The sequence below is a fragment of the Mesorhizobium sp. Root552 genome (assembly GCF_001427285.1).
Lineage (GTDB): Bacteria > Pseudomonadota > Alphaproteobacteria > Rhizobiales > Rhizobiaceae > Mesorhizobium.
The window spans coordinates 22,883-33,523 of sequence record NZ_LMFV01000015.1 but is presented as its reverse complement, the minus strand read 5'-3'; the positions used below and the strand labels follow the sequence as shown (position 1 = coordinate 33,523).

The window sequence follows — 10,641 nt, the reverse complement described above, 5'->3', positions numbered from 1 at the left end:
CAGTTCTTTGACAATGGCCAGACGGCTTTAGCCGGGCGTGGCAACCATAAAGCACGAACTCCGATAGCCGTCTGGCCATTCCTCGGGGTCCCCGCCAGCGACGAGCGTTAGCGAAGGAGCTTAAGGGCGGGGCAGAGAATTTCCAGGGCCGAAAAGGCAGCGTGGCGATGAATAAACGCAACCATCTCTTCGTCATCCCAGGGCGGAGCAGGCCGAAGGCCGTTGCGGAGACCCTGGGATCCATGCCGTGAAACCCCGGCAGCGCGCAAAGGGTGCAAAATCAGGCTCCCATTCTGAGCCGCCCTGCACCACACAATCCTCACGGCATGGATCCTAGGGTCGCGCCTTTCGCTTCGCTCAGGCTTGCCCGAGGATGACGAGGGACGAGCAGCGTATTAGCCGCCCTCCGCCGAAAGCTCCCGCAATACGCGCATCGCATCGTCGGCCCTGTCGGCGGGCACGAACAGATGGTCGTGGTAGAATGCCGAAACCGGATTGGTGCCTATGCCGGCAGCCGACAGCCGCGCGGTGATCGCGGCGAGGAAGCCGACGCCTTCAAGCGCCGAGTGGACGGTGAGGGTGATCATGCGGCAGCGGAATGTACCCGCAAGGCCCGCAGAACGTGCCTGATCCTCGCGCAGGATCAGCGTCGTGCCCTCCCGTTCGCGAAAGACCATGACCGGCTCGACGCCTATCGGCAGGGCAAACCCTTCAGGAACAGTGACGAACACATGCACATGCGGCTGTAGTTCCGGCTGCATGGAGGCAAGCAGTTTGCCGAGGTCGGTTTCTCCGCCCATGAAGTCTCTACCTGTCGATGCGCGTTGAAAGGATGATCGACGACAAGGTGCGTTCCACCCCTTCCATCGCGCCGATACGATCGAGCAGTCCGTCGAGATCGGCAATGGACAGCGATTCGACCACGACGATCATGTCGAAGCTGCCGCTGACCGAGTGCAGCGTACGCACCGCAGGTAAGGCTTTCAGGCTGCGCACCACGGTATCCGCCAGCTTCGGCGTGACGGTCAAAAGCACATGCGCCCTGACCAGTCCTTGCTCATAGTCCGGCGACAGCCTGACGCCATAGCCGGCGATGACGCCGCGCGCCTCGAGCCGGTCGATGCGGCTTTGCACGGTGGTGCGCGACACGCCGAGCTTGCGCGCCAGTTCCGCCGTCGAAGCGCGCGCGTCCTCGCGCAGCAGGGAAATCAGGGCCTGATCGGCAGGGCTGGTCATATCGTCAAACACTATCGTCGTTTTGTGCAATCTATCACAGCGATCCGACGAAACGTATCCTTTCTTTCGTCAGCCGGTCTGCGATGTTTCCAGCAGGAATTTTTCGGTATTGAGGGTATCGCCATGAAGGAAGTCGTTGTTATCGGAGCGGGCAAGATCGGCTCGACCATTGCCGAGATGCTGGCTGCCACCGGCGACTATCGCGTGACGGTCGTGGACCGCTCAGCCGAGCAACTCGGCGCAATGGGGCTTTCGGGCCAGGTCGCGACGCTGGAGCTCGACATCGGCGCCAAGGGCGAGCTTGAAAAGGTGCTTGCCGGCAAGTTCGCTGTGCTGAGCGCTGCTCCCTTCCACCTCACCACGCGTATCGCGGAAGCTGCCGCAGCGGCCGGCGTTCACTATCTCGACCTCACCGAAGACGTCGCCTCGACCCGCCGTGTCAAGGAACTGGCCCGCGGCTCCAGAACCGCCTTCATTCCGCAGTGCGGCTTGGCTCCCGGCTTCATATCCATCGTCGCCAACGATCTGGCCAGCCGCTTCGATACGCTGGAGAGCGTTCGCATGCGCGTCGGCGCGTTGCCGCAGTATCCTTCCAATGCGTTGAACTACAACCTGACCTGGAGCACCGACGGCGTCATCAACGAATATTGCGAGCCGTGCGAGGCGATCGTCGAGGGTGAGCTGGTCGAAGTGCCGCCGCTCGAGGAACGCGAGGAATTTTCGCTCGACGGCGTGACCTACGAGGCGTTCAACACCTCCGGCGGGCTGGGCACGCTGGCCGAGACGCTGAAGGGCAAGGTGCGTACGCTGAACTACCGCACCATCCGCTATCCCGGCCATGCCGCGATCATGAAGGCGCTGCTCAACGATCTCGGCCTGCGCCATCGCCGCGACGTTTTGAAGGACATCTTCGAAAGCGCCCTGCCGGCGACCATGCAGGATGTCGTCATCGTCTTCGTGACCGTCAGCGGCCGCAAGAACGGACGCCTGCTGCAGGAAACCTACGCCAACAAGATCTACAGCCAGCGCGTTGGTGCGGTCGTCCACTCCGCGATCCAGATCACCACCGCTTCCGGCATCTGCGCCGTGCTCGACATGCTGGCCGATGGCAGCCTGCCGGCCAAGGGTTTCGTCAGGCAGGAAGACATCGCGCTCGACACCTTCCTCGCCAACCGTTTCGGCCGCGCCTATGCGCAGCACGAAGTGGCGAGCCGTCTGGCAAGCTGATCGGCACCATCTCTTCTGGGGAGGAGAAGGGCTCGCGACGGCAACGGCGCGAGCCTTTTTCTATATATGCAAGGCGTGGCCGAGCCCCTTGAGCGCGGCTTCCTGGAAGGCTTCGCCCTGGGTCGGATGCGCATGGATCGTGCCGGCGATATCTTCGAGCCGCGCGCCCATTTCGAGCGCCAGCCCGAAGGCAGCGGACAGTTCCGATACGCCCTGCCCAACTGCCTGGATGCCGAGGACAAGATGGTTGTCGGCGCGCGCGACGACGCGCACGAACCCGTCCTCGCCCTGTTTGGTCATGGCGCGGCCATTGGCGCTGAACGGAAACTGGCCGATCTTGATCTCACCGCCGAGCTTCTTCGCCTCGTCCGGCGAAAGACCAGCAGTCACCAGTTCCGGATCGGTGAAGCAAATGGCTGGAATGGCGCGCTTGTCCCAACTGCGCTTATGGCCGGCAACGATCTCGGCCACCATTTCGCCCTGCGCCATCGCCCGGTGCGCCAGCATCGGCTCGCCTGTGACGTCGCCGATGGCATAGACGCCGCGCATCGAGGTGCGGCACTGGTCGTCGATGCGGATGAAACGTCCGCTCATGTCGAGATCGATCTCTTCCAGGCCCCAGCCCGCAGTGACCGGCTTGCGGCCAACGGTGACGAGGATCTTGTCGGCCGCGATCTTGCGGTCCTTGCCGTCGGCAGCCTCTACAAGCAAGGCATCCCCCTTGCTGGATACGCCTTTGGCCTTGGCGCCGGTGAGAACCTCTATGCCAAGGTCGGCAAGCCGTTTTAGGACCGGCTTGGTCAGCTCCGCATCGTACTGCTGCAGCAGGCGGGGCAGCGCCTCGACCACGGTGACCTTGGCGCCCAGCTTGGCGAAGGCCATGCCGAGTTCCAATCCGATGTAGCCGCCACCGACAACCGCCAGCCGCTCCGGGACTGCAGGAAGCGATAGCGCTTCGGTGGACGAGATCACATTGCCACCGAAAGGCAGGAAGGGAAGCTCGACCGGTGCCGAACCGGTAGCAATGACCACGTTTTCAGCGCGGATCACTTGCGTTCCGGTCTCGGTTTCTACCTCGACGGTCTTGCCATCGCGGAATTTAGCCCAGCCCTGGACATATTTGACCTTGGCCTTTTTCAACAATCCGGCGACGCCGCTGTTCAGTCGGCTAACAATACCGTCTTTCCACGCAACTGTTTTGCCGAATTCCAGCTTTGGCGATTCTACTGAAATGCCGAGGGGACCGGGTTTCCCGGCCCAGTGGCTGGCCTTTTCGAATTCCTCGGCGGCATGGATCAGCGCCTTGGAGGGAATGCAGCCGACATTGAGGCAAGTGCCGCCGGGCTTGCCGGCCTCGATGACGACCGTATCGATGCCGAGTTGGCCTGCGCGTATGGCACAGACATAACCGCCAGGACCAGCGCCGATGACGAGCAGCTTGCAGGTAATGTCTTTCATCACCGGCTTCCTTCCTGGGTCATGAGCCTTCCGGCAAACCGGCCGTCGCTTTGCGAGATCATCGTCATCCCTCCACGAAGATCAGCGCCGGAGTTTCGAGCAACGCCTTGATGCGCTGGACGAAGATCGCAGCATCCCAACCGTCGATGACGCGATGATCGAAGCTGGATGAAAGGTTCATCATCTTGCGAGGCACGAACTGGCTGCCGTCCCACATCGGGCGGATCATCATCTTGTTGACGCCGACAATCGCCACTTCCGGATGATTGATGACCGGCGTGGTGACCACGCCGCCCATGGCGCCAAGCGAAGTGATGGTGATGGTGGAGCCCGACAGTTCCTCACGCGTTGCCGTGCCGGCCTTTGCAGCTTCCGCAAGCCGGTTGACTTCCGCGCCACAGTCCCAGAGATCACGAGCTTCGACATGCTTGACCACCGGCACGACCAGCCCGCCGGATGTCTGCGCCGCGATCCCGATATGGACACCGCCATATTGATGGACGATGCCCACCTCGTCGTCGAACAAGGCATTGAGCTGCGGTTGTTCGGCGATAGCTCTGACCATCGCCCGCATCAGGAAAGGCAGCAACGTCAGCTTGGGACGGTCTGTGCGCTTTTCCTTGTTGAGGTTGGCACGCAGTTCCTCGAGTGCGGTCACATCGACCTCTTCGACATAGGTGATGTGCGGAATGCGCGACTTGGCGAGCTTCATCTTCTCGGCGATCTTGCGCCGCAGCCCGACAATCTTGATTTCCTCGATCGCATCGTTGCGGACAAGGCCGGAAGTCTTACCGGTCTGCGGGCCGCGCTGGATGAATGCGTCAAGGTCTTCATGACCGATGCGGCCGGCCGGGCCGCTGCCCCCAACCTGCCTCAGGTCGATACCGGCCTCCTTTGCCCGCAAGCGGACTGCCGGTGACGCCAGCGGCCTTTCACCCTCGGCTCGCGGCGCACCGCGCTGAATGGCTCCGGATACGGGCTTTGGGCTCGAAGCTGCGGCCGGCTTTGCCGCAGCAACAGGTTCTGGACGCGCGGCTTGCGACGCTGGTTCCGGCTTGGCCTGCGCAATCGCACTTTGGGATTTGCGGTCATCATTGACTGGCGGCTTCGGAGCCGCCGCTGTTTCCGCACCGGTATTGCCTTCGCCGGCCACTTTCAGCCGCACGATTGGCGAGCCGATGGCGACGGTGTCGCCGATCTCCGCACCGAGCCACAGTATTTCACCATCGACCGGCGAGGGGATTTCCACCGTTGCCTTGTCGGTCATGACAGCGGCAAGAACCGTGTCCTCGCGCACCATGTCACCGATCTTGACGTTCCATTCGACCAATTCGGCCTCTGCCACGCCTTCTCCAACATCGGGAAGCTTGATGACGTATTCGCCCATCTCAGGCCTCCATCGTCGACATCAGCGCACGGCCAACCCGCGCGGGGCCCGGGAAGTAGTCCCATTCCTGTGCGTGCGGGTAGGGCGTGTCCCAGCCGGCAACGCGCACCACCGGTGCTTCGAGGTGATAGAAGCAGTTTTCCTGCACCAGGCTCGCCAGCTCAGCTCCGAACCCCGACGTAAGTGTCGCCTCATGCACGACGACACAGCGTCCGGTTTTCTTCACCGACGCGATGATGGTGTCGAGGTCAAGCGGCAAAAGCGTCCTTAGATCGATGATCTCGGCATCTATGCCGGTTTCTTCCACGGCCGCTTCGGCAACATAGACCATCGTGCCGTAGGCCAGCACGGTGAGCGAGGAGCCTTGGCGGCGAATCGCCGCCTTGCCGAGCGGAACCGTGTAGTGTCCGTCGGCGACTTCACCCAATTCGTGCTTGGACCATGGTGTTACCGGGCGCTCGTGATGGCCGTCGAAGGGGCCATTGTAGAGCCGTTTCGGCTCGAGAAAGATCACCGGATCGGGATCCTCGATGGCCGAAATCAGCAGGCCCTTGGCGTCGTACGGGTTGGAGGGAACCACGACCTTGAGACCAGACACGTGCGTGAACAGTGCTTCTGGGCTCTGGCTGTGTGTCTGGCCACCGAAAATGCCCCCGCCAGTCGGCATGCGCACCACCAGCGGACAGGTGAAATCACCGTTCGAACGGTAACGCAGGCGCGCGGCCTCCGAGACAATCTGGTCGTAAGCCGGATACACATAGTCGGCAAACTGCACTTCGACGCAAGGGCGCAGGCCGTAGGCTGCCATGCCTATGGCCGCGCCGACGATGCCGGATTCATTGATCGGGGCATCAAAGCAACGGCTGGTGCCATACTTGGCCTGAAGGCCTTGGGTGCAGCGGAACACACCACCGAAAAAGCCGACGTCCTCGCCGAACACGACGACCCGTTCGTCACGCCCCATCGAGACGTCCATGGCATCGCGAATGGCTTCGATCATGGTTTTGCGCGCCATGGTCAGACTCCCGCCTGCTGACGCTGGCGCCGCAGATGCGGCGGCATCTGCTCATAGACGCCTTCGAACATGTCGCGCATCGACGGCTTGTTGCCGGAGTGCAGCGTGCCGTGCTGTTCGGCCTCTTTCTGCGCCGCGATCACCGTATCGAGTATTTCCGCTTCGGCCTGGGCATGGCGCTCGTCCGACCATATGCCTTTTTGGATGAGGTGGTTCTTCAGCCTTATGACCGGATCGCCGAGCGGCCATGCGTCTGACTCCGCTTTTGGACGGTACGCGGAAGGATCGTCCGACGTGGAGTGGGCTCCGGCGCGGTAGGTGACATATTCGACCAGCGTAGGGCCGAGATTGCGGCGTGCCCGCTCGACCGCCCATTTGGCGACGGCATGAACGGCGAGGTAATCGTTGCCGTCGACGCGCAGCGCCGGAATGCCGAAGCCGAGGCCGCGGGCGGCGAAGGTGCCGGACCCGCCGCGTGCGATGCCCTGGAAGGTCGAGATGGCCCATTGATTGTTGACGACGTTGAGGACGATCGGCGCCTTGTAGGTCGAGGCGAAGACCAGCGCCGCATGGAAATCCGACTCGGCAGTGGAACCGTCGCCGATCCAGCCGGCGGCAATGCGGCTATCGCCACTGATGGCCGACGCCATCGCCCAGCCCACGGCCTGGATGTACTGCGTCGCCAGATTGCCCGAGATCGAGAAGAAGCCGTGATCCTTGGAGGAATACATGATCGGCAGTTGCCTGCCTTTCAGCGGATCGGCCTCGTTGGAATAAATCTGGTTCATCATGGTGACCATCGGGTAGCCACCGGCGATCAGCAGGCCTGCCTGCCGATAGGTTGGAAAATTCATGTCGCCGGGCGAAAGCGCCTTGCGGAAAGCGCAGCTTACCGCTTCCTCGCCCAGGTGCTGCATGTAGAACGAGGTCTTGCCCTGCCGCTGCGCCATCTGCATGCGCGCGTCGAAGGTCCGTAACGTCATCATATGACGCAGGCCCTCCAGAAGTTCCTCATCGCTGAGCGAGTCGGCCCATGGGCCGACGGCTTCGCCGGAACGGTTCAACACCCGGATGATGGAAAAGGCGAGATCGCGAATGGTGCGCGGATCGACGTCCACTTCAGGCCGAGGCACGGACCCTGCCTTGGGGATTGGGACATTCGAGAAATCGGGTGCCCCACCCGGCCTCACTTCCGGTTCGGGAACGTGAAAGCGCAACATCCCAGCATCGGTCATGACCAGTCCTCCAATGTCGCTGCCGCCGATAGTTGCACATTTGCGCAGCGTGATCAGCGCCAATTTCCGCAGCCTTCGGGAAGCTGCGGTGGGTACCGGCAACGATTTCGCGATTGTGACAGGAAAACGAAGCAATTTCCCGTTTTTCAACGCCACCGGCGGGTAACAAACGGAATGAGGAAACGGCGCGCAATAGAGGAAAGCTGCGCGCGGTCACGACAGTGCAAATTGAGCCATTCGCGCAACGATCCGGCCATGCTAGGAGACAAGCATGGCACAGAAGAAAGCATTTGAGGTCGAAACTTGGCTCGGTCGTCCCGATCCGAAGATTGTGATCGTGCTGCTTTATGGGCCTGACCGCGGCCTGGTCGCAGAGAGGGGCAAAACATTTGCCGAGCGGACGGGCCTTCCGCTCGATGATCCCTTTTCCGTTGTAAAGCTGGATGGCGCAGAGGTCGAGCGCGGCGATGGGCGCCTGCTCGACGAGGCTCGCACTGTGCCGATGTTCTCGGACCGTCGCCTGTTGTGGGTGCGCAACGCGGCAGGCCAGAAGGGGCTCGCCGACGATGTGAAGGCTTTGATTGCCGAGCCACCGCGCGATGCGATCTTGCTGATCGAGGCGGGCGACCTTAAGAAAGGTGCAGCCTTGCGGTCTGTTGTGGAGGCGGGCGAAGCCGCCATCGCGCTGCCCTGCTATGCTGACGAGGGTCGCGACATCGACGCGGTCATCGACGATGAATTGCGCAAGGCCGGCATGACCATGCCACTGGAAGCCCGGCAGGCGCTGCGTCGCAATCTGGGCGGCGATCGCCTCGCTTCGCGCGGTGAAATCCAGAAGCTGGTGCTTTATGCGCAGGGGCAGGCAGAGATCACACTCGATGACGTGAAGACCATGACCGGCGATGTGTCAGGGCAATCCTTTGACGATGCCGTCGATGCAGTGCTTGAAGGCCGTATCGCCGATTTCGACGCTGCCTTTACCCGCCAGACGCAAGGTGGTGCGCCGGCATTCCTGGCGCTTGCCGGTGCCATGCGTCAGTTTCAGACGATCCACGCCATGCGCGGCGCCATGGAAGAAAGCGGGCGCAACGCAGCTTCAATCGTTGCGGGCCATCGCCCACCCGTGTTCTTCGCCAAGCGAAAGCTGGTGGAAAAGACGCTGGAGAGATGGAACGGGCAAGCGATCGAACGCGCGCTGGCGCGCCTTCAATCGGCTGTGCTGCAGACCAGAAGGCGACCTGATCTTGCCCCCGCGCTCGCTCGGCAAGCGCTGCTCGGCATCGCTCTGGAAAGTGCAAGATTCAATCAGCGCTGAATTTTTTTGCAGCGCTATTTTACTTGCCAAGATAAGCCGGCAAAATAGCTAGTTTTTAAGGCGTCGGCACAAGTCGTCGAGCTGCTCCAAGGTACGGTAGGAGATGCGAACCTCCCCGCCGCGATCCTTGTGCGCGATCGATACCTTCATGCCGACTGTGTCGGACAACAGCTTCTCCAAAGCCTGGGTGTCCGCATCTTTCTCGACGGGAGGCGTGCGTCTTGTCTCATGATGGAGTGATGCCGGCATTTGAGCCAAGGCCTCGGCCTGGCGCACGGACAATCCCTCCTCCACGATGCGCTTGGCCAGCCCCGCCGGATCGGCTGCGGTAACCAACGTGCGCGCATGGCCAGCCGAGAGCGCGCCATCCACCAGCATGTCGCGGATGACATCGGGAAGTTTCAACAGTCTCAACGTGTTGGCGACGTGGCTGCGGCTTTTGCCGATAACCTGGCCAAGATCCGCCTGACTGTAGTTGTGCTCGTCGATCAACTGCTGATAGCCCAGCGCCTCCTCGACCGGATTGAGGTCTGCGCGCTGCACGTTCTCGATGATGGCAAGCTCAAGCGCCGTGCGATCATTGACGTCTCGAACGATAATCGGAATTTCAGCGAGGCCCGCGCGCTGAGCCGCGCGCCAGCGACGCTCGCCGGCGATGATCTCGAAGCGGCCTTGTTGAGCGGGCAACGGCCTGACAACCACCGGCTGGACGACGCCGTGTTCGCGTATTGACTGGGCAAGATCCGTCAGCTCAGCATCGCCGAAGTGTCGGCGTGGGTTACGCGGATTGGGCGAAACGAACTCGATTGGAGCTTTGCCGTCGGCCCGCGGAATGTCTTTCTCCGCTGCAGCCGGGCGATCCATCTCGCCGATCAACGCCGCCAACCCTCGTCCCAGCCGCTTTCTCGATAGATCTTCGCTCATCGTTTACCCGGATTGTTTCGTTATCGAATCGAATTATGCCGCACGAAGTCTGCGTTCCCGCCTTATGACTTCCGACGCGAGTTGCAGATAAGCCTGACTGCCAGTGCATTTCAGATCGTAAAGAATTGCCGGCTTGCCGTAGGATGGGGCCTCGGAAACGCGCACATTTCTCGGGATTACCGTCTCATAGACCTTGTCGCCCATATGTGCGCGAACGTCCTGCACGACCTGGTTGGCCAGATTGTTGCGCCCGTCATACATGGTCAGCACGATGCCCTGGATTTCGAGTTGCGGGTTGATCGATGCGCGCACCTGCTCAACCGTTTCAAGGAGTTGGCTAAGACCTTCAAGCGCAAAGAACTCGCACTGGAGCGGCACCAAAACGGAATCTGCCGCGGCCATGGAGTTCAAGGTCAAGAGATTGAGGGAAGGCGGGCAATCGATCAGCACGTAGCTGAACAGTACGGAACGCTCTGCCGAGGCACGTAAAGCATTACGTAGACGCAGCACCCGGTCCGGCGCTGATGCAATCTCCATTTCGACACCTAGCAGATCAAGCGTCGAGGGTACGATCGACAGCCCGGGAACAGCCGTTGGCATTGCTGCGGCCTCGAGATCGAGCTCGCCGATAAGCACATCATAGGACGAGACCGTGCGGTCACGGCGATCGATGCCAAGGCCGGTGCTGGCATTGCCCTGCGGATCGAGATCGACGATGAGCACCCGCTCGCCGATAGCGGCCAGCGCCGTTGCGAGGTTAATCGCGGTCGTCGTCTTTCCCACGCCGCCCTTCTGGTTGGCGACAGTGATGATTCTCGGGCCAGTCTTGGTCATGCTTTTCTGC

At 61.6% G+C, this 10,641-nt stretch carries 11 protein-coding genes; 3 read left to right on the top strand and 8 right to left on the bottom strand.

Annotation, left to right across the window (positions count from 1 at the left end; genetic code table 11):
- Window positions 1-395 precede the first annotated feature (395 nt).
- A complete protein-coding gene (locus tag ASD50_RS09070; protein WP_056239350.1) occupies window positions 396-800 on the bottom strand; it encodes an ACT domain-containing protein in 405 nt (134 codons plus the stop codon).
- Between the two features lie 7 nt (window positions 801-807).
- Window positions 808-1,236 carry an Lrp/AsnC family transcriptional regulator gene (locus ASD50_RS09065; RefSeq protein ID WP_056239346.1) on the bottom strand — a complete coding sequence of 143 codons (429 nt, stop codon included), beginning with the start codon at window positions 1,234-1,236 and terminating at the stop codon, window positions 808-810.
- Window positions 1,237-1,359: 123 nt separating this feature from the next.
- Between ASD50_RS09065 and ASD50_RS09060 the strand changes: the two genes are divergently transcribed.
- Window positions 1,360-2,463 carry a saccharopine dehydrogenase family protein gene (locus ASD50_RS09060; protein WP_056239343.1) on the top strand — a complete coding sequence of 368 codons (1,104 nt, stop codon included), beginning with the start codon at window positions 1,360-1,362 and terminating at the stop codon, window positions 2,461-2,463.
- 60 nt (window positions 2,464-2,523) lie between these two features.
- On the opposite strand, the gene lpdA is transcribed toward ASD50_RS09060, so the two are convergent.
- The 4 genes from lpdA to ASD50_RS09040 form a co-directional block, all read right to left on the bottom strand.
- Window positions 2,524-3,921: a dihydrolipoyl dehydrogenase gene (gene lpdA, locus ASD50_RS09055; RefSeq protein ID WP_056239341.1), complete on the bottom strand. Its 1,398-nt coding sequence runs from the start codon at window positions 3,919-3,921 to the stop codon at window positions 2,524-2,526.
- Between the two features lie 64 nt (window positions 3,922-3,985).
- A complete protein-coding gene (locus ASD50_RS09050; RefSeq protein ID WP_056239337.1) occupies window positions 3,986-5,308 on the bottom strand; it encodes a dihydrolipoamide acetyltransferase family protein in 1,323 nt (440 codons plus the stop codon).
- Window position 5,309: 1 nt separating this feature from the next.
- Window positions 5,310-6,323, bottom strand: coding sequence for an alpha-ketoacid dehydrogenase subunit beta (locus tag ASD50_RS09045; protein ID WP_056239334.1), 1,014 nt, complete (start codon window positions 6,321-6,323; stop codon window positions 5,310-5,312).
- Between the two features lie 2 nt (window positions 6,324-6,325).
- Window positions 6,326-7,558 carry a 3-methyl-2-oxobutanoate dehydrogenase (2-methylpropanoyl-transferring) subunit alpha gene (locus tag ASD50_RS09040; RefSeq protein WP_056239526.1) on the bottom strand — a complete coding sequence of 411 codons (1,233 nt, stop codon included), beginning with the start codon at window positions 7,556-7,558 and terminating at the stop codon, window positions 6,326-6,328.
- Between the two features lie 13 nt (window positions 7,559-7,571).
- Between ASD50_RS09040 and ASD50_RS23010 the strand changes: the two genes are divergently transcribed.
- Window positions 7,572-7,724 (top strand): hypothetical protein, encoded by a 153-nt coding sequence (locus ASD50_RS23010; RefSeq protein ID WP_156464989.1) that lies wholly within the window; start codon window positions 7,572-7,574, stop codon window positions 7,722-7,724.
- Window positions 7,725-7,829: 105 nt separating this feature from the next.
- Window positions 7,830-8,873: a DNA polymerase III subunit delta gene (gene holA, locus ASD50_RS09035; RefSeq protein WP_056239325.1), complete on the top strand. Its 1,044-nt coding sequence runs from the start codon at window positions 7,830-7,832 to the stop codon at window positions 8,871-8,873.
- 48 nt (window positions 8,874-8,921) lie between these two features.
- On the opposite strand, the gene ASD50_RS09030 is transcribed toward holA, so the two are convergent.
- Together ASD50_RS09030 and ASD50_RS09025 are read right to left on the bottom strand one after the other, a co-directional pair.
- Window positions 8,922-9,797, bottom strand: a complete 876-nt coding sequence (locus ASD50_RS09030; RefSeq protein ID WP_056239322.1) for a ParB/RepB/Spo0J family partition protein — start codon at window positions 9,795-9,797, stop codon at window positions 8,922-8,924.
- A gap of 33 nt (window positions 9,798-9,830) precedes the next feature.
- A complete protein-coding gene (locus tag ASD50_RS09025; protein WP_056239523.1) occupies window positions 9,831-10,631 on the bottom strand; it encodes a ParA family protein in 801 nt (266 codons plus the stop codon).
- Window positions 10,632-10,641 lie beyond the last annotated feature (10 nt).

Bases quoted from the DNA above. Each gene is read 5' to 3' on its own strand.
- ASD50_RS09070 (WP_056239350.1), bottom strand. From the start codon at position 800: ATGGGCGGAGAAACCGACCTCGGCAAACTGCTTGCCTCCATGCAGCCG.
- ASD50_RS09065 (WP_056239346.1), bottom strand. From the start codon at position 1,236: ATGACCAGCCCTGCCGATCAGGCCCTGATTTCCCTGCTGCGCGAGGAC.
- ASD50_RS09060 (WP_056239343.1), top strand. From the start codon at position 1,360: ATGAAGGAAGTCGTTGTTATCGGAGCGGGCAAGATCGGCTCGACCATT.
- lpdA (WP_056239341.1), bottom strand. From the start codon at position 3,921: ATGAAAGACATTACCTGCAAGCTGCTCGTCATCGGCGCTGGTCCTGGC.
- ASD50_RS09050 (WP_056239337.1), bottom strand. From the start codon at position 5,308: ATGGGCGAATACGTCATCAAGCTTCCCGATGTTGGAGAAGGCGTGGCA.
- ASD50_RS09045 (WP_056239334.1), bottom strand. From the start codon at position 6,323: ATGGCGCGCAAAACCATGATCGAAGCCATTCGCGATGCCATGGACGTC.
- ASD50_RS09040 (WP_056239526.1), bottom strand. From the start codon at position 7,558: ATGACCGATGCTGGGATGTTGCGCTTTCACGTTCCCGAACCGGAAGTG.
- ASD50_RS23010 (WP_156464989.1), top strand. From the start codon at position 7,572: ATGTCGCTGCCGCCGATAGTTGCACATTTGCGCAGCGTGATCAGCGCC.
- holA (WP_056239325.1), top strand. From the start codon at position 7,830: ATGGCACAGAAGAAAGCATTTGAGGTCGAAACTTGGCTCGGTCGTCCC.
- ASD50_RS09030 (WP_056239322.1), bottom strand. From the start codon at position 9,797: ATGAGCGAAGATCTATCGAGAAAGCGGCTGGGACGAGGGTTGGCGGCG.
- ASD50_RS09025 (WP_056239523.1), bottom strand. From the start codon at position 10,631: ATGACCAAGACTGGCCCGAGAATCATCACTGTCGCCAACCAGAAGGGC.